This is a genomic window from Pseudomonas sp. GW821-FHT09E04, from assembly GCF_059416185.1.
In genome coordinates this window covers 646,157-666,770 of sequence record NZ_JBWKOR010000001.1, presented here as the reverse complement: position 1 = coordinate 666,770, position 20,614 = coordinate 646,157, and the positions used below count along the sequence as shown (strand labels likewise).

The window sequence follows — 20,614 nt, the reverse complement described above, 5'->3', positions numbered from 1 at the left end:
AAGTTCCGTTCGGCTGTCTGAGGCCGGCTCTCAGAGATTAGCTGCCTGCAGGCGCAAGGCGTGCTCGACGTACAACTGGATCGAATCGGCTGAGCCGGCTGGCTCACCGGAGGCTCGACGCAAGCTGCGCAAGTGATCAAATGGGTAGTCGGAACGGATCACGGTGCCCAGATGAGAGCTGTAGCGGCCAACAAACCCGTCGTTCTGGCCGGGCTCGGTGATGAAGTACTGCGACAGCGCCCGGCAAATGCCATGAACAGGATCGAATGTTTGCAGATTCATTTCCGGCACGACGCCGCTCCAGGAATAGTAGCGGACACCATTGACCCGTTCGGCTCCCTGCGCGCCCCAGCTCTCTGGCAGGGCTTGCGGATATTTGTCATTGAAATCCCCGACCCCTACGGTCGTCAGTGCATTCAATGCGGCCAGCGCATTTTTCGGCAGGACTGTGGTTCCACCGAGCAGGCATAGAAGGTCGGAAAACAGCGTGGCCACATTCTGCGCGACGCTCTCTGGCAACCTTCCAGGAATCAGTGCCTTGCGCAAGAAATCCGCGAGCTCCGAGCCGTGGTTCGGCCCACTGACCGAAGTCACGGAAGCAACCCTTTGCGGGGCAACCGCTGCGGCATAGCGAGCCGCCAATGCGCCCTGACTATGACCGATCAGGTTGACTTTGCTCGCACCTGTGCCTCTGAGCACAGAATCAATCTGCCCGAGCAGTTGTTTGCCTCGTACTTCATTGTCATGAATGGCTGAGAGGTGCGGCACGAACACCTGTACGCCGACGGCCTTCAGCGCCTGTTTGACGTCGTGGAACAGTTCAAAAGGGCCGATCCGCTCGAATCCGAACAGACCGTGCACCAGCAGGATGGGATAAAGAGTTGTGGTATTTCGTTGCATTTTTCATCCTTGATCGCAGAACTTCATCGATATTTACACGGTGCCACTCTAAAACAGCCGTGGAGCTCACGATGTATGAAGAGTCCCGGTTCAGCACCGGAAACTGGATCAGCACCTGAACGAAACTTCCCTGATGTTTGAAGTCCAGATCGGAATGTTTGGACATCTCCTGCGTTGCCCCATGTGTTTTTCCTGCCGTTGCCTACTTCATGTGATGCACTTGCCCGCGTTCTGCACAGCGAACGGACGACATTAAATTGTTGATGAAGCGGCTTGAATAGAGGCTCTTCGACGCAGCAAGCCAGCTGCAGGGTATTTCCAGGGAATGGAGCTACGAATGAATACGCAGAACGCGCAGGAAGCAACGCAAGGCAACGCTTTGGTCGCAACAATGATCGAGTCATCCGGGCAGTCTTGCAGTCATGAGCCGGTTGACTCACTGCCCGCAGTCACCCTCGACGCTGTGGAGGATGCGGTTCTTGATCCCTCGCGGAACAAGGTCGTCGTGCGGATTGCGCCTTATCCCGATATGGCTTGCGGCGACAGGGTGGTATTGAGCTGGCACGGTCTTGATATCGAGGGCATGCCGTACCGAAACGAAGGCGTTCGATTCGTCAGCGTAGCCCAGTTGGGAAAGGAAATTGTATTTGTCGTCAGAAGCCCTCACATCGCGGCATTGGACGGCGGTTCACTGGAGGTCTTCTGGACATTGACCAGCGCTTCAAGGCCGATGCCGGTGACCTCCGCTCGAGAACGACTGGATGTCGGAGATGTTCGTTACAGTCTGCTGCCGGCCATCATTGACGATGCTGTCGGAGGGAATCTTGAGCCTGCGCGTGTCATCGATGGAACTACGGTCACCCTGCAGCCTTACGCCGGAATGGCAGCGGGAGACCGGGTGGCGTTGATCTGGCAAGGTCCCGTAGAGCACGCTTCCTTTCGGGACTGTCTGATCGTCGAATCCTTTGCTGTTGGAGAGCCGCTGGTATTCGGTGTCAACCCACAATTCATCGCCCCGCACCTGGGTGGAGAGGTGGTGGTTCAGTACTGCATAGAACAGAAAAGTGGTGCGATTCGTGAGTCAGGGGTTACGCGAGTCAACATTGCTCCGCTGGTGCGGGGCGAACTGACCGCGCCACAAGTGTTGGAGGCGGAAGGCAGGATACTCGACGTAAAGGACACCATTGACGGGGTCAGTGTGGTGATCAGCAATGCGCAACTGGAGGTTGGAGAGCTGGTTTATCTCAAGTGCGATGGAGAGTTCTTCTTTCATCGTGATGATCGGGAAATCAGCAGCGGGATGGAAGTTGAGCCAATCGTCTTTATCGTTCCCCATCGATTCTGGCGTGAACACATCAATACGGTCGTGCGTGTGTCTTATTCCGTCGAGCGACTGGACGATGTCAGCCAGGTTTCCGAGGGTGTCTTGTTGCACGTACAGGAATGATCAAACAGCCTTCCGCGCGTATCTGCTACGGAAGGCTGCTTTTGCAATCAAGGCAGAGGTTGTGTCCGAAGGCGGTCGGCTGCATTGAGCAGCAGGTGTTCCGTGGCACTGAAGCCCAGGCAGCCATCGGTCACGGAAACGCCGTAACGCAACGACTCGCTCAGAGGCTGGCATCCTTCGAACAGGTGCGACTCGATCATCATGCCGACCAGTGAGCGATCGCCTTGCAGGCGTTGTTCCAGCACATCGTTGAATACTTCCGGCTGACGCAGAGGGTCCTTGCCGCTGTTGGCGTGACTGCAATCGACCATGATCCGGCTCGGGATTTTCAGGCGGCTCAGTTCGGTATGGATTCGGGAAACGCTGGCGCGGTCGTAGTTCGGCCCGTGATGGCCGCCGCGCAGGACCAGGTGCGTGTCCGGGTTGCCCGAAGTCGGAATGATTGCCGGATGGCCCTGGCTGTCTACGCCGAAATGACGATGTGGATGAGCCGCTGAGCGCATTGCGTCGACGGCAATGGATACTCCGCCATCGGTGCCGTTCTTGAAGCCGACTGGCATGCTGAGTCCGCTGGCCATCTCGCGATGAATCTGTGATTCGGTTGTTCGCGCACCGATGGCAACCCAACTGAGCAGGTCGTCGAAGTAGCCAGCAGCCATGGGTTGCAGAAGTTCGGTGGCAACAGGCAGGCCGAGGCGGATCATTTCCAGCATCAGTTCGCGTGACAACGTCAGGCCGGCGGCCATGTCGTCGCTGCCGTCCAGATGGGGATCGTACGCGAGACCCTTCCAGCCGACGGTGGTGCGGGGTTTTTCGACGTAGGCACGCATCACGAGCAGCATTTCCTGACTGACGTCGTTGGCCAGTCGGACAAGTTTTTCGGCGTATTCGAGCGCTGATTCGGGATCGTGAATGGAGCAAGGGCCGACAACGACCAGCAAACGGTGGTCTTCGCCGTTGAGAATGGCGCGGATGGCCTGGCGGTGATTGGCAACCTGCTGGTTCAAGACATTGCTCAGGGGCAATTGCTGCTTGAGTTGCAGCGAACTGGGCAGACGCAGGGTCAATGCTTCGTTGGCCGGGTTCAGGGTGGACAGTGGCAGAGCAGAAACGGACGAGTTCATATTCGGTCTTCCTGGGCTGGTCGCGGGTCTTTCCCGCCGACTCGGCCCTATTGGGGTGTTCGACAGTTGGCCGTATTGGCTACATGTGTTGGCTTGCCACCTGTGGGTGACCGATCGGAGGCGGCAGGCTGTCCCGAGCGGAGGCTGCTAAATCGCCAGGCGGTAAAACTGTCGTAGCGGTAATAAGTGGCGTAGTTCATGTCGTGATTCCTCAAATGTCTGGTGTGTCGCTGAAAGTTCAGGGCCTGAAAAAACAAAACCCCCGGTCGGGAGGCCGACCGGGGGTTGAGAATTCTCTGGTAGGCGACCCGTCTATATGGGCGCCGTGTGGGTATCAGGCGCGCCAGTGGCTAAACCAATACCCAAAATAAAAGCTGGCTGGAGCGCAAATGTTGTTCACGCGCGCAGCCGCAACCGAGCGCTGGGCGCTGGTGGCAAGAAGCTGTGCAAGGGCGTTGAACATGATGTGTCTCCGATGAATGCGCCGAGCTTACTAGAGCCTGATGCGCGTCAGCAATCAGAAAATGCTATTGAAGGTACAAGACGTCCTCTATCGGTTGAGCCTTCGGCAAGCTATGACACACTCTGCCGTTTTCAGCGGTTCAAGGTTGAGTCGCGTCGAGGTTGGCATCAGGGGAGGGCAAGGCATGAAGGTGGTGGATGTGCAAACAAGGTTTCATTTGCGACCGGCGACGCCCGATGACCTGTCGTTTACGCGAGAAATCACTTGCCAGAATATGCTCCGCTATTACATCAGCTACGATCTGCTGTGGCAGGACGAAGCTTTCGATATCGCCTGGGCCGGGCGCGAAAACTGGATGATCGAATGCGAAGGCAGGCCAGTAGGTTATTTCAGCCTCAGTCGTGATGCCCGAGCGTTGTACATTCGCGAGTTACAGGTCTGCGGGGGATTTCAGGGACAAGGTGCAGGTTCCTGGGCGATCGATCAGGTTGTTGCAATTGCGCACCTTGAACGTCGCCCGGCATTGCGTCTGACAGTGTTCAAGAACAATCCGGCGCAAAACCTGTATCGCAGAAAGGGAATGGTTGTGCAGGGCGAGGACGAGTGTTTCCTGAGGATGCATCTCGAATTCAGTACACGTGTGCTCTGAAACGCACGGCCGGCAAGCCCTGAATGATGAATTGAAACTTTTTATATGCTGCTTGCCGCTAGGTCTGTCTGGCACTTTTTGCTAAGGTGTCCGGCATCCCAATAAGACCATATCGCGAGGTGTCTGCTTGATTAGGGTGCTAGTGGTCGATGACCATGATCTCGTTCGTACGGGCATTACACGGATGCTGGCCGATATCGATGGCCTGCAAGTGGTTGGCCAGGCCGAGTCCGGGGAAGAATCCCTTATCAAGGCCCGTGAGCTGAAGCCAGACGTGGTGCTGATGGACGTCAAGATGCCTGGCATCGGCGGCCTGGAAGCCACGCGCAAACTGTTGCGCAGCCATCCGGACATCAAGGTGGTTGCAGTCACCGTGTGCGAAGAAGATCCGTTTCCTACCCGATTGCTGCAGGCGGGAGCCGCGGGTTACCTGACCAAGGGTGCTGGATTGCCGGAAATGGTACAGGCCATCCGCCTGGTCTTTGCCGGTCAGCGCTACATCAGTCCGCAGATTGCCCAGCAACTGGCGATCAAGTCCTTCCAGCCAACCAACGACTCTCCGTTCGATGCCTTGTCGGAGCGGGAAATCCAGATTGCCTTGATGATTGTCGGGTGCCAGAAGGTGCAGATCATTTCCGACAAATTGTGCCTGTCGCCAAAAACCGTAAACACCTACCGTTATCGCATTTTCGAGAAGCTTTCGATCAGCAGTGATGTCGAGCTGACGCTTCTGGCAGTTCGTCACGGCATGGTTGATGCCAGCCTCTGACCATGACTGAAACATTCGATTCCGGCGCCTTCCTGTCGACTGTCAGCGGGCGCCCCGGCGTTTACCGCATGTTCGACAGCGATGCGCGTCTGTTGTACGTCGGCAAGGCCAAGAATCTGAAGAAGCGCCTGGCCAGTTACTTTCGAAAAACCGGACTGGCACCTAAAACCGCCGCGCTGGTCGGGCGAATCGCCCAGGTCGAAACTACCATTACCGCTAACGAAACCGAAGCCCTGCTGCTTGAGCAAACGCTGATCAAGGAGTGGCGGCCGCCGTACAACATCCTGTTGCGCGACGACAAGTCTTATCCGTATGTGTTTCTGTCTGACGGACAATTCCCTCGCCTGAGCATTCATCGCGGTGCCAAGAAGGCCAAGGGCAAGTACTTCGGGCCTTATCCGAGTGCAGGGGCAATTCGCGAAAGCCTCAGCCTTCTGCAGAAGACATTCTTTGTACGTCAGTGCGAAGACAGCTACTACAAGAACCGGACGCGTCCGTGCCTGCAGTACCAGATCAAACGCTGCAAGGCTCCCTGTGTCGGGCTGGTCGAGCCTGAGGTTTACGCCGAAGACGTGCGGCACTCGGTGATGTTCCTCGAGGGGCGCAGCCATGCGTTGACCAACGAACTGTCCACTGCGATGGAAGAGGCTGCAATCAACCTCGAGTTCGAGCGCGCTGCCGAACTGCGCGATCAGATTGCATTGCTGCGTCGGGTTCAGGATCAGCAGAGCATGGAAGGCGGGACTGGCGATATCGATGTGATCGCAGCCTTCGTCAACCCCGGTGGCGCCTGCGTGCATTTAATCAGCGTGCGGGGAGGGCGGGTTCTGGGCAGCAAGAACTTTTTCCCGCAGGTCGGGATCGAGGAAGACGTTGCCGAAGTCATGGCTGCGTTTCTTGGCCAGTATTTCATCAGCAGCCCCGAGCGGGATCTGCCAAGTGAACTGATCGTCAATGTCGTTCATGAAGACTTTCCCACATTGATCGAAGCGATCCAGGAGCTGCGCGGTCGCGAACTGTCCATCAGTCATCGGGTTCGCGGTACAAGGGCGCGCTGGCAGCAATTGGCCGTGACCAACGCCGAACAGGCGCTGGGCGCGAGGCTGGCCAATCGTCAGCACGTTGCGGCCCGTTTCGAGGCATTGGCCGAGGTGCTGAAACTGGACGAGCCACCACAGCGTCTGGAGTGCTACGACATCAGTCATTCCAGCGGCGAGGCAACCGTTGCGTCCTGTGTAGTGTTCGGGCCGGAAGGGGCAATCAAATCGGATTACCGCCGATACAACATCGAAGGCGTGACGGCGGGTGATGATTATGCCGCCATGCACCAGGCGTTGACCCGGCGCTTCAGCAAGCTGAAGGACGGTGAGGGCAAGTTGCCGGACATTCTGTTGGTGGACGGCGGCAAAGGGCAGTTGTCGATGGCGCGCGATGTGCTCAACGAACTGGCCGTGCCGGACCTGATCCTGCTGGGTGTAGCGAAAGGTGCGACGCGCAAGGCTGGGTTCGAGACTTTGTATCTGAATGATGCCGCGCACGAATTCACGTTGCGTGGCGACTCTCCGGCGTTGCACCTGATTCAGCAGATTCGTGACGAAGCTCACCGCTTTGCGATCACTGGACACCGTGCGCGCCGTGGCAAAACCCGTCGTACGTCGACGCTGGAAGGCGTGGCAGGCGTGGGGCCGACTCGGCGCAGGGACTTGTTGAAACATTTTGGTGGATTGCAGGAGCTGTCTCGTGCAAGCATCGAAGAGATCGCCAAAGCGCCGGGGATCAGCAAAAAGCTAGCAGAGTCGATTTATGCAAACCTGCATAGTGAGTAGAATGCCCATTCACCTCGTAGCCAGTTGTGCCGATGAATATCCCTAATCTGATTACCGTTCTCCGTGTCCTGCTCATCCCGATCTTCATTTTGCTGTTCTATCTGCCTTACCAGTGGAGTTATCTGGCCTCAAGTTCGGTCTTTGCCTTCGCAGCGGCAACGGACTGGCTGGATGGTTATCTGGCGCGACGCCTGGAGCAAAGCACTCCGTTTGGAGCGTTTCTGGATCCTGTCGCTGACAAACTGATGGTTGCTGTTGCACTGGTGTTGCTGGTGCAGGAACACGGCAACCTGTGGCTCACGTTGCCGGCGGCCGTCATCATCGGTCGCGAGATCGTCGTTTCGGCGTTACGTGAGTGGATGGCCGAACTTGGTGCGCGGGCTCATGTGGCTGTATCGAACCTGGGCAAATGGAAAACCGCTGCGCAAATGCTTGCACTGGTGATCCTTCTGGCCAACCCCAAGGTTTTCAGCTTCTGGGTTTTCATCGGTTACACGTTGCTGATGGTTTCTGCAGGCCTGACCTTGTGGTCGATGGTTCAATACCTTCGGGCTGCCTGGCCGCATCTGAAGACCGATGTTGAAAAGAAATAAAACTTTTTTGAATCAAGGGGTTGACGGCGCTTCTGATTTCTATAGAATGCGCCACACCAAGCGGGAATAGCTCAGTTGGTAGAGCACGACCTTGCCAAGGTCGGGGTCGCGAGTTCGAGTCTCGTTTCCCGCTCCAAGTTTTACAGCGTTTGTTGTCGCGCTACTGACAGCAAATGTTTTTGAGGCCGAGTAGCAAAATGGTTATGCAGTGGATTGCAAATCCACCTACGCCGGTTCGATTCCGACCTCGGCCTCCACTATAAATAAGCTCCGTAGATCCATGATTTACGGAGCTTTTTTTATTGCATTGCGCTGAAAGATTTAGTCTTTAAAACGGCCTTTGCCAACTTGCTTCACGGGGAAGTGATGTATATATTTCCCCCTCTGCTGTACGGGCAGCAATCTGTCAGGATTGTGAACCGGCATCAGGGCAACGCAGTACCGCGCTACCGCCCGAATGGCGAAACTGGTAGACGCATGGGACTTAAAATCCCCCGCTCGTAAGGGCGTGCCGGTTCGATTCCGGCTTCGGGCACCATCTTGAATCAAGGGTTTGCGGGCGAAAGCTGATGCAAACCCTTGTTTGTTTCTGGGTCGCAATTTTGACATTGGTCCGCAATTCACTTCGTGGGCATGATCTCTTTACTCCGGCGATTCCGAACGTACGACTCGGTTACTACTGCAGTAATATTCCTAAATTGATCCTTGGTCTGCATGATGCTGCCAGTTCGCCCCTGGCTTCGATATTTCGCTTGGCCTCCGTCTTCCCCTGCGGAACTCTAATTAGCCACGCCACGTGGAATGGGGAGTTGCTCGCAAGCCATTCAACGGCCACCTGAAGAAGCGTCTGGAGTTCGTGCCAATTGCAGTGGTGGAAGTGCATTGCTGCCAGTTGGTCTTGCTTTTGACGTCAGGGCTCACTTGTAACAAGGGGGGTATCTTCTATAGTGCGAGCGCAGAGCACACCGCGCTCGTGCATCACGAACACTCATGGCAGATTAGGTGATGGAGTGGCTCCTGGTCGTAAGGTTGCTTGCTACGCCTGGAAAGTTTTGCTCAGCGGAATCGAGTGTCTGATCTCGAAAAGGAAAAATGTTTACAGGTGTACTACTGTCTTCTACATGGATGCAGGGCCTGAATCAAATATCAGTTGGATTGGTTCATGACAGACTACGCTACAGACAGCTAACTAGCCTGCAATCAGGAAGATCACACGGTGTGCGATAAAAGGTGGAGGCATGAAAAGGACATCACGTTTTATCGCTTTGGTGGCGCTGGCGAATGCGTGCGCAGTTTCTCTGTTGAATTTGCTTGGGGCCCAGCAGTTTGCCTCCCCGCGTCGGCAATCTGGAGCGTCCTGTCGACTGATAGCGCGACCCGTTCGGCTTTTCTACGCCGCGCGAATGGAGCGATATGCAGATTATCGGCAGAGGCGACATCAGCCTTGGCCTATCCGCAGTCACTTTTGCGCGGCGCCCGACGATCCTGAGGGAGTTCGTATCCTAATTGATCACCTTGCATTCTCTGCCGTTGGGGATGAGTTCCAGCTGCCATTTAACAGATTGTGTGCCGACATGGCGCCATTGAATCCCGATAAAGGCACCGGAATAGTCTGGTCGATGTTTGTACTGACCCCGATGCCTACAGTGTCGAACTCACCACATCATCCGTCCAGCAACGCTCTGCCGTAGCTGCTGTCATCTCGTTCATGATGGAGGTTTTATGCCAATCCTTCACGATCAAATCGCGTACTGCAAGATCTATCCCCCTGTGGGCATCGCGCGCGTAGGCAACAGCATGGCCGCCGACGGCGTTTTCATTGCTCCGGAGAAACCTGGTGGCGAGCCCCATATTTTTGGTATGCCTTCAGGTACACCTTTCAGTTATAAGGACGCGTCTGGAGCCATACGCCGGCAAGCCGCGAAGTTTCATGTCTATGCCTTCGACAGTGCGGGACGGTCGCTGGGGGAGCTGTGCGGCGAAGGTGTGGAAATCACCTGGAGCGTCGAGCTCGCCAACAAGAAGGCGGCGTGGTTCAACTTCTCGGGAGCTCACGGTGCGCTTTCGGCCTTCGAGGCTGTCGGATGGCCAGAGAATAACTTGGGTCGCAAGCTAAGGCTGCGCAACTGCGAACTTGATGGCGACGACGACTCCGGGTCGGGATTAATGGCGCTCGTCGAGGGAGGACCTTGTGGGCGCAAGTGGGTGGCCAGTATGGCGCACGCCAAAGAGTTCGAAATTCATAGTCCGGAGCGTTCTGTTTGTGGCAGTAACCGGCGACATCAGCCCGACAAGCAGAACCTGAGTTTCATCGGCAAGTTCCGCCACAATCACGATGTTTATCTTGGAGAACTTGCTACAGATGAGCAGGGGTGCCTCGTTGTAATGGGCGGTCACGGTGTTTCCGCACCGGTTGATGCACACGGCAGGGCTCTTGACGATCCCTACGAGGCCTGGATTACTCACTATGCGAACAATGATTCCTGGCACGACGATACCGCGGACGGGCCTGTCAGGGCCAAAGTGGTGCTTTGCGCAGAAGATGGGGCGCGCCATTCGGTGGAGGTTCAGGGCGCAAGTTGGGTAGTTGTCACTCCGCCTGATTTCGCGCCAGACACTCGCGACTTGGTGACGTTGTTCGACGTGATGGAGGAAGTGGCACACGACCACCCCAGGCTGTGCAACAAGACCACCCCACGCTTGCGGGACCCGGACCGGCCTGATCTTCGAAAGGATGTATGGCCGATATTTGACCGCATGGGGGGATACCGGTGGGTAAGCAAGCTCGGGCTTAGGGGGCACGGTCAGGGCCGGCCTGGCGACATCCTTCGCGGTGAGTCATACGACTTCGAGCAATTCGAGAAGGCAACGTCCGGTAAAGGGCTCTCGATGATTGGTGAAGCGGTGATGAAGGTGTTGCGCAAGCCTTCTTATCGTCGCCCAGGCATCCACATACCCAGCGACGAAGAGATGGAGGCTGCTGCCCGTATGGCCACCAGCCTCTATATGCCGCCCCTGTCCGGCGACGAAGGAACGCGCAGCGATGGTGAGTCGGGAACGTGGCTTTCCCTGACCTATTTGCAGACGAGGCGTCTGCAGGCATGGGCCGCCGGGCACGCTACCACCACAGCTGAAGGTACGGCAGCTGTCTACATCTGCAAGGACGAATCGCAAGACGAGGAGGGCAACTGTCTTCCCGATGATTCAGAACCGGAGCTACTGACTAGGGCTGTGCTCGAAGGCTGCTGCGGGGGCGCCTTCTTTCCCGGTATCGAGATCACCTCGATTGTTCGCGAAAGCCGGCTCTACTGTGAGGCTTTCCGATTCGATGACCGCGTGCTCGAAGCGGGAGACATCAGCAAATATATGGCGCTGCCATGGCAGGCGGATTTTTTTGAATGTCAGCAAAACTGGTGGCCAGCGCAACGACCAGACGACGTAATCCATGAGGATACTTTCAAAAAAGTATTCCAGGAGTTTACGCGTGCTGATACGGCCGACCTTGCGAGTGCGCTGGAGAGAATGCTTGGTGAGCGCCAACGGTGGGATCGTGGCGTCGGCACGTCGCAACCTCGGCCACCCGGTGCGTTCCTACTCTCACAAATGCTTCCGGAACCCAAGGAAGGCGAGAGCTGCTTTAGTTACTTGGACAAGGTCGCAACGATCTGGGCGAAAGCGATTCTCAGCGGTGCTACCCTCGAAGATGGGGTCAATCCGTGGCGGCAAATGTACTTGTTGCAGGAAGCCTGCGACCGATTTGCAGGTAGATGCTTTTTGCCTCGGCTACCGCAGCCGGAGGCGGTTCTGACGATCAAGGATATCCGCAAGGATCACCCTGTACTCGTGCGCGCCTATGCAATCGATTCGCTTGCGGACCTTCACGCCGTGTGGAGTGACGCAGCGCAGAGTACAAAGAATAAAGTCGCTGCGAGCCTGCAAGCGATTGTGCAGTCGTACTCCGAATATGCACAGGGCAGCCTGCAGGACTATTTCAAGACTTGTGCAGTGCGCAGTGAATGCGGTGACTCGACCACAAGCCCTGCGACCGCCGTGTCCTTCAGGCAGACACTGAATAGCTTTCCCTGGTCCACAGATGAAGTCGATAAGCGGCAACGAGGCGAGGTGCTTCGCGACAGTCTCGAATATTGGCAGTATGCCCTGGTGGAGTTCAGGGACGCGGTATTTGATGCCATGTATCTCACCCACACTGGAACCAACGGCGACAATGCAATGGTGACGGCGTGGAAGGACCTCGGCTTTGTTGAAAAGCGTCACCAGGTCTTGCGTGATGGCAGCTCGTTAGTGGTGCACGTAGAAACGGGGCGCGATAAATTTCATGGTGCGAGCTTGCGAGACTGCTTTTACTGGCTGATGAACATCCACAATCATCAGGATTTCGTCTCCAGCGCGCTGGACATGGCGAACAAGTTCCTCGACTACGCGCAATCTGTTATCGATCAGACGGGTATCTTGGACGAGAGCCACCCGGAGACATTCGTTGAGTACAGTAAGGAGACGTTCCAGGCGAAGCTGGACGAGGTATACGAGATAATGCGGTTTCGGGCACAGAACACTGATATCTACTGGCTGGCTCGCACGCAAAACCGCGATACGGAACTTCAGGTACTTCGGGACAGGGGGCCGTTCAATCAGAGCGACGGTGTGTGGTTGCGCAATATTTCCGCTGCGGGGGCAGGGGACAAGGTTCGCGCACTCCTGTTCGAAGTCTGGAGCGACGAGATCGGTAATGGCAACCCCGCCTTGCACCATGGCAATCTCTACACGAGCCTAATGCGAAGCGTCGGTATCGAAACCTACCCCTTAGCTGCTCGCGAATATGCGAATGACCCGCAGTTCCACGAATCCATGTTCGCGGGGGCGGTGTTCCAACTGGCCATCTCCCAGCATGCCGATCGCTTCCTGCCCGAGCTACTGGGTATGACGCTGTTTCTGGAGTGGGAGGTGCTTAGCTTAGTACCGAGTATCAAGCGGCGTGACTACCTGGGCATCGACAGTCACTTCTGGCAGATGCACGTGGGTATCGACAATGCCTCCAACGGTCACGGTGCCAAGGCCCGGGACGCAGTCATGCTTTACCTCGACGATGTTAGCCACGACGGCGGCGATGCGGCCGTTCAGGCACAATGGAAACGCATCTGGCGCGGATACGTGGCATTTGCTGTAGCCGGAAATGACATGTTCGGCGATGACCTTGGCGTCTCTCGTCGCCGAACGGGGAGCGCGGCTGCGCGACTTGACGAGATGATCATGCGCAAAGCGACCTATGGTTCACAGAACCACATGCAGCATCGTATCGGCCAATACCGGATCAATGACCTTTTCGACGATCCGGAGCTGTTTCGCAGCGTGCTCGCTCAGTCGAAATGGCTCGTGGCGGGGCAGCCGGACGCCAGCCAGTTTCTGCAGCACCTCACCACATTTAATGGGCCGATGTACCAGGTTTTCAATGTCGAAGATCTCGCAATCTGGCGCGACTGGATTGAATGGTTGGGGCGGGAAGGGGATACACGGACCGCCAAACGCTACTTCGAAAAAGGCGAAGCGATGGAGGCCCTGCTATACGAGATGAAGTCGATCGCTGAAGGCGTTCATGCACATACGCGCTACCTCGCGGATGGGAATGGTAGTCCGAGCATCGCAAAACTCTTCGAAGGCGACGATATGCGGGAGCTGATGCGCAAGCTCGTCGGTACGTGGGTCATCCCGGGTGACCCGTCGGCTAGCCCACTCGTTGCGGACATGCTTCGAGGCGACAAGCCGATGGGTAAGGCGCTCGACCGCCGCTTCCCCCGCATTAACAATCGCATCGGCCGACAGATCGTGATTGAGTGGGTGATTGCGGGCTGTCCCATCCCTGACGAAGGGGCTCTGGGCAAAGTGGCTGCGCCGCTCAAGACTCTGGGGCCGAGGTTGTACATACACACCCACGGCATGGGTGCCGTGCACTGATGGTCCTATGCTACTGATTGTCGGGGCGGGTTTTGCGGGACTCTCGGCCGCACTGCGGGCACGCCATTTGGGCGTTGCAGTGACTGTTGTAGCCGGCCGGGAACGAGCCTTTGATGCGCCAGAGTGCCTGAGTCTGGAGGGCGTGCGGGCACTGCACGACTGCGGCCTCGACGCCCGTCAGCTCCAGCTACCGCCAGTTCGCGAGTACATCTCACGCTGGGGTGAGTCTCCCATGCTGAGTCGTGCGCCCCCTCCCGGTATTCCGAAAAACATAATGCTGGGCAGGGTGCAGCTGTTGCGGGCGTTGCGGGCTTGCGCGACGGAAGAGGGGGTTACCTTCGTCGAGGCCGACGAACTGTATCGCGTACTCCCGACGAGACAGGGGCTGCAACTTCAGTTCACCGGACCAGTGCAAGAGCTCGTGCTTGACGCCAGTTTCGCGATCGATGCATCGGGTCGAGCAGCAGTGCTTGCGCGCAAATTAGGTGTCGGCCGTCGGACGTTCGACCACCTTGTCGCCTACGGCGTGAGGGGGCCGGTTCATGGCTTGCCCGAGGGAGTTGTCCATACGTTTTCAGTCGCGGATGGTTGGGTATTCGCTGTCTCGGATTCACCCGGCCAGGCACATGTGTGTTTCTACACCAACGGCCGCCTTGCAGGTCGGGTGACCGAGGCTAAAATCATGGAGCGAGTTCCTTACCAGATCCGCTCGCTGATGTCAGATGAGGACATGTGGCTTGCCTCGGGCGTAAGCGCGGCCAATGCGTCCACATCCCTGCTGGACGTCCCCGGTGGGACATACTGGTTAGCTTGCGGTGATGCGTTGCAGACGGTGGACCCGCTTTCCTCAAGTGGCATCACGACAGCGCTTCAGCAGGGCGCGGCGGCGGTATCCGCGGCTGTCGCTTCTTTAAGTGGGAACTTGGAGCCGATGAGGGCTTACTGGCTAGAGTCCAGAGCGCACTTCGACAGTTATGTCCGCAATCGCAACAGTTTCTATGGTTTTGGAGAGTCGGCATCATGAGTACCATCCTCGATCTCTGCTTGACTGCGAATCTATTGCACTTATCCGCATCTGGTTCGCCGTTCGTTGTAAGCATCAAGGACGGTACTTTTGGCCCGATGGAATATCTTTAAAGATACATCAGCGTCAATTTTCCCGATAGTCCAGGGTAATACAGGCGAACTCTAACAATGTATTTTCGCCCTTTGAAGAGTTTGTAGGTGATCGTTGAGTTTCGATCCTCGCCGCTATCATCGTCTCCCGCTAAGTATCGTGGGTCTCCTTTAATTTCTTCGAACAAAACAAGCAGCGAATCGGAGGCGCCCTTCGTTTCGATACGGTAACTTCTGGATTCTGTAGGTTCGATGGTGTAGTCAATCTGTTTTCCGGCGGCGAGCGCAACGGTTACTGGCTCTGCATGGGCAAGTTGTTTCAGTTTTCCCGTCAATGGTGGGTACCACTTGCGAGTCCACTCCTTATCTCCATTCGAAAGCACGCCCGGAGGAGTAAGCCCGCTGATGTCGTATTGTTGCGGTTCGTCGATTAGACCTGAATCGAACTCGTACTCCATGATTGAGTCAGGGTCCCACGTTGAACCATTGACTTGCTGCGGCGTCAATTTTTCCAATATGTTGTGATACGTAGTTGCACGGTCCCAATTGTTTGGAGGGCCTCCTAATGAGTCATAAACCGCCTGCTCATGCCATTTGATTCCCGCAAAAGGGTTTTGATGTTCATGTTCCATGCCGAGCACATGCCCGAGCTCATGAAGTGCGGTTCCACGTCCGTAGGGTGTTGTGAGGTCCCATCCATACACAGTTGTTGGCTCGGTGAGCGGCACATTCAGGAGGTCGCGACCGACTGCAGAGGCAGAAACCCCGTCGGCGGTCGAATAGCCAATTCGGACTTCGGCTTCACTCAGTTGACCAACCTCCATGAACTCAAGACCTATGCCGACCGCTTTCCAAGTCTTGAATGCATCACGTATCGCATCCGCCTGAGCTTTCGGAACCGCATAGCGAGATCCTTTGTTAAAAAAACAATAGTGAAGAACCGTTCCGTTAGCCCATTTGGTGAATGTCGCCAGAATGGCAGCTTTCCTGCGCGGGTCTACAGTCACGGAGGGGGAAAGTTGTCGCGCAGTTCGGGGTAGATTTTGGCAGAGCGGTTTAGACGTGTTCTGTGTTTTTTTCGGGGTGGACGACTTGGATCTTGGTGCACGGGCCATAGGACTTTCCTTATCAAGATGATTGGGACAGGTCTGTACCGCTTTTCTGACTCCCCGACTCTCGAGGCACAGCGTCAGATTATTTAAAGGCCAGGAAAAGCCCCCAAAAAATGTGCAACTGTTGACAGGCAGGCTTGAGAAATCTCGCTTGCAAAAATAACACTTGCATTGAATCTATAGACTGGGCGGCAGAGCGGTGCTGGACATAGTTGCTATAGGAGTTATTACTGATTTTGCTAAAGGCCTTATCCAGTTGTTCGGATTAGCTGGTCTGGAATGGCTTGATTTGGCTGGATTGGCAGAGCGCGGACGTCTACCCAGGGGAGGCAATGTTGCACAATGCAGATCGGGGATGATTTATTAAGATGTCTTCGTCTTTGTCGATGCGGCGGTTGATTTTGAAAGGTAGGCTGCACTTCAGTGGGCGTTTGCCGAAGAATTTATCTTATAAATGTCTGTTGAGGCGCTGGCGTGGTCTAGAATCATTGAGTTGGATCAATTACTGGAGTGTGAAATGGATGAAGAAGTTAGTCTAAATGAGAAAGTAGTGTCGTTGGCGCGCCTTAAGATTGAGGTGGACTTGCTTAAGCGTGATGGGCGGGACCATGTCAGGTACACCCTTCTGGAGAGTAAATACAATGAAAACTATAAAGAGCTTTCTTTGGTGGTGGATTGCCTGAAAGAAAAGCTTAAGTTGGAAGTTGTCCGCATTCAAGGCGGGGTGGCCGAGGAGGAAGTGGCTGAAGGGTGTCGAAGGGATTCAGAAAAAGTATTATTGCAGGAGAACAGGTTGGCTAATGTTGAGGGTAGGCTTGATAGCATAGATGAAAGTCTTAAAAAACTGCTGGATTTGGATTCTACTGCTAAGGCTTCCGGAAAATATAAATTAAATTGGGCAGGCTGGTGGAGTTTGACTCCTGAGGATAGGTTTTTGGCATTTTTGTATTTATTGCCTGCTATTATTGTTCTTCTGCTTTTGTGTTCTGCTATTTATAGAGTGTTGCTTGCAGACTCTGTTGATATTAGTGTTGAACTAAATATTGCCGAGCTGATAGGTGGGTCGTTAGTCGGTTTGGGAGCAACACTGGCGGGTGGTGCATATGCGATGAAAGTATATAAAGACACGAAAGCTGAGTAAGTCTGACCTTGACCTCTTCTTTTTCCAAGATTTCAAAGGCTGATTTTTTTTGGGGGCGCTTGGTCTGGGAAGTCGAGCAGTTGCGGACTTATGCCGAACTGCCGTACCAGGCCCGGATGAAATATCAGCTCCGCGCGCTCGGCGACCATATGACTCATATCTCACTGAGTCCGCGCAATCACTTCAGCCCGCTGACTTCTCTAGTTTCTCACTGCTGGGGTAGTTTGTTGTCACTTACTGAAAAGGGCCGACTGAACCGGCCCATTTTTTCGTGCTCAGACAAACGCCTGCCCGGCAAATCCTCTCGGCAAGCGCTGAAGGCCAGCCATCGCGGTCAGTCGCTCGATCCACTCCGAGCGCCAACTGGATGCATGGTGCGTTGCTTTTGCATGGCGAGAGAGCCGGCGCGCAGCATTACGTTGGTCTTTGCGTGCGTTTTTATAAGCATCTGTGTTGCGGCAGCTGCGGCATTTGACGCGATTGAGCTCGGGGCTGGCACTGAGGTTGTTACCCTTGTGACCACAGGCCAGATGCCCGTCGACTTTGAAGTGAATGACCATGAGACGCCTCCTTGGTGACGTGTAGAGGGTTTGACCTCTCACCACCAAGGACGTTCTTTTTTGCAGCATTGCGCCAATCAGCGGATCACCTGAAGCGTGGCAGCGGCCGGTCGACAGGTTTGAGCGACGACAGGGTGCTGCGAATCAGCGGAGCATCCTTTTCGATGTCGTTCAAACGATCGCGAATGCGCAGGGCGGTCGGGTGCCCGCCTTGATGATCGACCCAGTCGGCGATCTCTTTGCAGGCCGCAGCGAGGCGTGCCTCCCGGGCATCGAGCAAGGTGAGGAGAGTGGTGATGGACTCTCTTTCGGACATGGAACACCTCCGTTCAACAAACCGCTCTGTGGCAGCAAAAAGCCCGCGAAGCGCGAGCTCTCTGCCGTTGGGGCGCTGCTCCTTCAGCTGGTTTGAGTATAGACCCGTAAATGACAGCTATCAGCCCGAAGACTCGCTGACCGTCACCCGCGAGCTGGCGGCGTTAAGCCGCAGGCATTCTCGCCGGGCGTCCTCTTCCAGATCGTAGCCATCCCCGATGAAGCCGCCGGTACGCGTGTCACTGATGCGGTACCAACCGGTGGCTTCGGCAGGTTCATGGAGACTTTCTCCGGCGCGGCGACCGTGAATGATGATCTTGTTGCAACGCTTCACGACGAATATGTCTTCCATGGCGTCACCGCAGTTGATTCGTGTCAGATCAACTATAGAAGGCCTGACAAATCGTGCAAAAAATAGACAGGTCAGTTCGTCGGTTGCAGACGCTCAGGTCAGGGTGGTCATCCGTTCCAGGAACATGGCCAGTGCGACTTCCTCGGCGCGCAGCCCCTTGCGCACCCGAGGTCGTGGCAGCTCGGCCAGCGCGCCCAGCATGAAATGCTCCACCACGGCCGGGTGGATATAACATTTACGGCACACCGCCGGCGTGTTGCCCAGTTGCCGCGCCACACCCTTGACCATCTCCACCACATGCCGCCTGGCTTCGGTTTCCGACTCCCATTGCAACTCCCGCAACACTGCCAGGGCGAGGGCGCTGCCGGCCCAGGTCCGGTAGTCCTTGGCGGTGAAGTCCGCACCGGTCAGAGTTTGCAGGTAGGTGTTGACGTCTGAAGAGCTGACGGTGTGCCGCTCGCCATGTTCATCCAGATACTGGAACAGATTCTGCCCCGGGATTTCCAGGCAGCGCTTGATGATCCGCGCCAGGCGTCGGTCCTTCACCGTGATCTGATGTTCGACACCGCTTTTGCCGCGAAACTGGAACAGGATCGCGCTGCCGTTGACCTCGACATGTCGGCTGCGCAGGGTGGTCAGTCCGTACGATCGGTTGTCCCGCGCGTATTGGGTATTGCCGACGCGGATCAGCGTGGCATCGAGCAAAGTGATCACCGTGGCCATGACTTTGTCGCGACTGAACCCTGGCGCCGCCAACAGTGTTTCCAGTTGTTTGCGCAACTTCGGCAGCGCGATGCCGAACTCGCGCAGTCGCGAGTATTTGTCGGCATCACGGACCTCGCGCCAGCGCGGGTGATAACGGTACTGTTTGCGCCCGCGAGCATCGCGACCGGTGGCTTGCAGGTGGCCGCGAGGGTCTGCGCAGATCCAGACATCGGTGTAGGCCGGTGGCACGGCCAGCGCATTGATGCGTTTGATTTCGTTAGGGTCACTGATGCGCTGGCCTGCTGTGTCGAAGTAACAGAACTTGCCGCGCAGCTTTTTGCGGGTGAGCCCGGGCTGGGTGTCATCGACGTAATGCAGATCCGAAGGCAACACATCGGTCAGCGCGGTATCGGGCATGGCGGGAATCCTTGGCGGCAATCGGGCTGTTACAGCGATTGACCGCATGCCATGGCAGTCGTGCCGACCGATTCAAGCCAGAACCGCGACAGCCTTGATCTGCGCCCACAATTGTTGACCCGCATGCACGCCCAACTGGTCCCGCGAATACCGGGTGATTCTTGCCAGCAGAGGCGTGCCGCCCGCATCAAGGCGGATCAGCACATGAGCGGCATTGTCGGCAGGCATTTCGCTGGCCACCGTGACCGGCAGGCGATTGAGGATGCTGCTGTGCTCAGTGTTTTGCAGGGTCAGGCTGATATCGCGAGCCTGCACTTTGCAGCGCAGCGTCTGACCGACTTCCATGGGGGAGTGGGTCACGCGAATGCTCAGTAACGTGTCGGGCAATTGCAGGCAGAGCAATTGGTAGTTGTGATCGTAGGAGATAACCTGCCCCTCGATCACCACTCCGGCGTCATCGCCCATTGCCAGTGGCAGATCCAGGCGAGCGAGGGTTTCGCCGATCGGACCGCTGGCCAGCGCTTTGCCGTTGTCGAGCAGCACCAGGTGGTCGGCCAGGCGCGCGACTTCGTCCTGGGCATGACTGACATACAGAACCGGGATATCGAGTTCGTCGTGCAGCCGTTGCAGGTAAGGCAGGATTTCGCTTTTGCGCTGACTGTCGAGGGCCGCGAGCGGCTCGTCCATCAGCAACAGTTTCGGACTGGTCAAGAGCGCCCGGGCGATGCCGACGCGCTGACGTTCACCACCGGATAAATGCTGCGGATGACGCTCCAGTAAATGGCCGATTCCCAACAGTTCGGTGGCCTGTGCCATGTCGACCCGGCGTTGATTCCTGGCAATCCGTTTGAGGCCGAATTGCAGGTTGGCCAGTACCGAGAGGTGCGGAAACAGGCTCGCTTCCTGAAAGACATAGCCGAGTGCACGTTTGTGCGGCGGGACGAAAATGCCTTTCTCGCTGTCCTGCCAGATTTCGTCGTTGATTTGCACAAAGGCGTGCGAAGCCCGTTCCAGTCCGGCAATGCAACGCAGGCAGGTGGTCTTGCCTGAGCCTGATTGTCCGAACAATGCGGTCACGCCACGACCGGGCAGGTGCAGGTCAACATCCAGGCCGAAGCCGGAGTAAGCGAGTTTCAAGCGTGCTTCAATCATCGA

17 protein-coding genes and 3 tRNA genes are annotated in these 20,614 nt (G+C 56.3%); 11 read left to right on the top strand and 9 right to left on the bottom strand.

All coding sequences use genetic code 11. The annotated features are described in order from the left end of the window. Nucleotides 1-30: 30 nt before the first annotated feature. Complete coding sequence (locus AC07N4_RS03050) at nucleotides 31-900, bottom strand: esterase/lipase family protein (RefSeq protein ID WP_493064909.1); 870 nt, start codon at nucleotides 898-900, stop codon at nucleotides 31-33. Nucleotides 901-1,237: 337 nt separating this feature from the next. Between AC07N4_RS03050 and AC07N4_RS03045 the strand changes: the two genes are divergently transcribed. Then, complete coding sequence (locus AC07N4_RS03045; protein ID WP_493064908.1) at nucleotides 1,238-2,347, top strand: hypothetical protein; 1,110 nt, start codon at nucleotides 1,238-1,240, stop codon at nucleotides 2,345-2,347. 47 nt (nucleotides 2,348-2,394) lie between these two features. Here the strand turns inward: AC07N4_RS03045 and AC07N4_RS03040 are convergent, their stop codons facing one another. Beyond that, a complete protein-coding gene (locus AC07N4_RS03040) occupies nucleotides 2,395-3,471 on the bottom strand; it encodes a 3-deoxy-7-phosphoheptulonate synthase (protein ID WP_493064907.1) in 1,077 nt (358 codons plus the stop codon). A 334-nt stretch (nucleotides 3,472-3,805) separates the two neighbouring features. Then, complete coding sequence (locus tag AC07N4_RS03035) at nucleotides 3,806-3,934, bottom strand: hypothetical protein (protein WP_255261935.1); 129 nt, start codon at nucleotides 3,932-3,934, stop codon at nucleotides 3,806-3,808. A 184-nt stretch (nucleotides 3,935-4,118) separates the two neighbouring features. Here AC07N4_RS03035 and AC07N4_RS03030 point away from each other — a divergent pair, with 184 nt between their 5' ends. From AC07N4_RS03030 to AC07N4_RS02990, 9 genes are all read left to right on the top strand, one after another. Beyond that, entirely contained in the window at nucleotides 4,119-4,583 is a 465-nt protein-coding gene (locus AC07N4_RS03030) for a GNAT family N-acetyltransferase (protein ID WP_273536729.1), read from the top strand. Nucleotides 4,584-4,710: 127 nt separating this feature from the next. Continuing rightward, on the top strand, nucleotides 4,711-5,352 hold the full coding sequence (gene gacA / locus AC07N4_RS03025; protein ID WP_032829778.1) for a response regulator transcription factor GacA: 642 nt from the start codon (nucleotides 4,711-4,713) through the stop codon (nucleotides 5,350-5,352). A 2-nt stretch (nucleotides 5,353-5,354) separates the two neighbouring features. Further along, complete coding sequence (gene uvrC, locus AC07N4_RS03020; RefSeq protein WP_102622250.1) at nucleotides 5,355-7,178, top strand: excinuclease ABC subunit UvrC; 1,824 nt, start codon at nucleotides 5,355-5,357, stop codon at nucleotides 7,176-7,178. A gap of 32 nt (nucleotides 7,179-7,210) precedes the next feature. Beyond that, nucleotides 7,211-7,771 carry a CDP-diacylglycerol--glycerol-3-phosphate 3-phosphatidyltransferase gene (gene pgsA, locus AC07N4_RS03015; protein WP_085730785.1) on the top strand — a complete coding sequence of 187 codons (561 nt, stop codon included), beginning with the start codon at nucleotides 7,211-7,213 and terminating at the stop codon, nucleotides 7,769-7,771. A 60-nt stretch (nucleotides 7,772-7,831) separates the two neighbouring features. Next, a tRNA-Gly gene (locus AC07N4_RS03010) sits at nucleotides 7,832-7,907 on the top strand. A 47-nt stretch (nucleotides 7,908-7,954) separates the two neighbouring features. Next, nucleotides 7,955-8,028 (top strand) — tRNA-Cys (locus AC07N4_RS03005). Between the two features lie 194 nt (nucleotides 8,029-8,222). Next, nucleotides 8,223-8,309 (top strand) — tRNA-Leu (locus AC07N4_RS03000). 1,184 nt (nucleotides 8,310-9,493) lie between these two features. Continuing rightward, nucleotides 9,494-13,741: a LodA/GoxA family CTQ-dependent oxidase gene (locus tag AC07N4_RS02995; protein WP_102622249.1), complete on the top strand. Its 4,248-nt coding sequence runs from the start codon at nucleotides 9,494-9,496 to the stop codon at nucleotides 13,739-13,741. A gap of 7 nt (nucleotides 13,742-13,748) precedes the next feature. Beyond that, entirely contained in the window at nucleotides 13,749-14,765 is a 1,017-nt protein-coding gene (locus AC07N4_RS02990; protein ID WP_102622248.1) for an NAD(P)/FAD-dependent oxidoreductase, read from the top strand. Between the two features lie 109 nt (nucleotides 14,766-14,874). On the opposite strand, the gene AC07N4_RS02985 is transcribed toward AC07N4_RS02990, so the two are convergent. Further along, nucleotides 14,875-15,972, bottom strand: a complete 1,098-nt coding sequence (locus AC07N4_RS02985) for a zinc metalloprotease (protein ID WP_173861311.1) — start codon at nucleotides 15,970-15,972, stop codon at nucleotides 14,875-14,877. Between the two features lie 514 nt (nucleotides 15,973-16,486). Between AC07N4_RS02985 and AC07N4_RS02980 the strand changes: the two genes are divergently transcribed. Continuing rightward, complete coding sequence (locus AC07N4_RS02980) at nucleotides 16,487-17,110, top strand: hypothetical protein (RefSeq protein ID WP_102622247.1); 624 nt, start codon at nucleotides 16,487-16,489, stop codon at nucleotides 17,108-17,110. Between the two features lie 275 nt (nucleotides 17,111-17,385). On the opposite strand, the gene AC07N4_RS02975 is transcribed toward AC07N4_RS02980, so the two are convergent. The 5 genes from AC07N4_RS02975 to modC form a co-directional block, all read right to left on the bottom strand. Beyond that, the gene (locus AC07N4_RS02975) at nucleotides 17,386-17,670 is read right to left on the bottom strand and encodes a hypothetical protein (RefSeq protein ID WP_102622246.1); all 285 of its coding nucleotides are present in this window, start codon (nucleotides 17,668-17,670) and stop codon (nucleotides 17,386-17,388) included. 85 nt (nucleotides 17,671-17,755) lie between these two features. Further along, complete coding sequence (locus tag AC07N4_RS02970; RefSeq protein ID WP_085730787.1) at nucleotides 17,756-17,986, bottom strand: hypothetical protein; 231 nt, start codon at nucleotides 17,984-17,986, stop codon at nucleotides 17,756-17,758. A 120-nt stretch (nucleotides 17,987-18,106) separates the two neighbouring features. Beyond that, nucleotides 18,107-18,337, bottom strand: a complete 231-nt coding sequence (locus AC07N4_RS02965) for a hypothetical protein (protein ID WP_096821557.1) — start codon at nucleotides 18,335-18,337, stop codon at nucleotides 18,107-18,109. A 93-nt stretch (nucleotides 18,338-18,430) separates the two neighbouring features. Continuing rightward, the gene (locus AC07N4_RS02960; RefSeq protein ID WP_493064906.1) at nucleotides 18,431-19,459 is read right to left on the bottom strand and encodes a DNA topoisomerase IB; all 1,029 of its coding nucleotides are present in this window, start codon (nucleotides 19,457-19,459) and stop codon (nucleotides 18,431-18,433) included. Nucleotides 19,460-19,531: 72 nt separating this feature from the next. Then, nucleotides 19,532-20,611, bottom strand: a complete 1,080-nt coding sequence (gene modC, locus AC07N4_RS02955; protein ID WP_493064905.1) for a molybdenum ABC transporter ATP-binding protein — start codon at nucleotides 20,609-20,611, stop codon at nucleotides 19,532-19,534. Between the last annotated feature and the right edge of the window lie 3 nt (nucleotides 20,612-20,614).

Coding starts and splice junctions, on each gene's coding strand:
- AC07N4_RS03050 (WP_493064909.1), bottom strand. CDS start 900: ATGCAACGAAATACCACAACTCTTTATCCCATCCTGCTGGTGCACGGT.
- AC07N4_RS03045 (WP_493064908.1), top strand. CDS start 1,238: ATGAATACGCAGAACGCGCAGGAAGCAACGCAAGGCAACGCTTTGGTC.
- AC07N4_RS03040 (WP_493064907.1), bottom strand. CDS start 3,471: ATGAACTCGTCCGTTTCTGCTCTGCCACTGTCCACCCTGAACCCGGCC.
- AC07N4_RS03035 (WP_255261935.1), bottom strand. CDS start 3,934: ATGTTCAACGCCCTTGCACAGCTTCTTGCCACCAGCGCCCAGCGCTCG.
- AC07N4_RS03030 (WP_273536729.1), top strand. CDS start 4,119: ATGAAGGTGGTGGATGTGCAAACAAGGTTTCATTTGCGACCGGCGACG.
- uvrC (WP_102622250.1), top strand. CDS start 5,355: ATGACTGAAACATTCGATTCCGGCGCCTTCCTGTCGACTGTCAGCGGG.
- pgsA (WP_085730785.1), top strand. CDS start 7,211: ATGAATATCCCTAATCTGATTACCGTTCTCCGTGTCCTGCTCATCCCG.
- AC07N4_RS02995 (WP_102622249.1), top strand. CDS start 9,494: ATGCCAATCCTTCACGATCAAATCGCGTACTGCAAGATCTATCCCCCT.
- AC07N4_RS02990 (WP_102622248.1), top strand. CDS start 13,749: ATGCTACTGATTGTCGGGGCGGGTTTTGCGGGACTCTCGGCCGCACTG.
- AC07N4_RS02985 (WP_173861311.1), bottom strand. CDS start 15,972: ATGGCCCGTGCACCAAGATCCAAGTCGTCCACCCCGAAAAAAACACAG.
- AC07N4_RS02980 (WP_102622247.1), top strand. CDS start 16,487: ATGGATGAAGAAGTTAGTCTAAATGAGAAAGTAGTGTCGTTGGCGCGC.
- AC07N4_RS02975 (WP_102622246.1), bottom strand. CDS start 17,670: ATGGTCATTCACTTCAAAGTCGACGGGCATCTGGCCTGTGGTCACAAG.
- AC07N4_RS02970 (WP_085730787.1), bottom strand. CDS start 17,986: ATGTCCGAAAGAGAGTCCATCACCACTCTCCTCACCTTGCTCGATGCC.
- AC07N4_RS02965 (WP_096821557.1), bottom strand. CDS start 18,337: ATGGAAGACATATTCGTCGTGAAGCGTTGCAACAAGATCATCATTCAC.
- AC07N4_RS02960 (WP_493064906.1), bottom strand. CDS start 19,459: ATGCCCGATACCGCGCTGACCGATGTGTTGCCTTCGGATCTGCATTAC.
- modC (WP_493064905.1), bottom strand. CDS start 20,611: ATGATTGAAGCACGCTTGAAACTCGCTTACTCCGGCTTCGGCCTGGAT.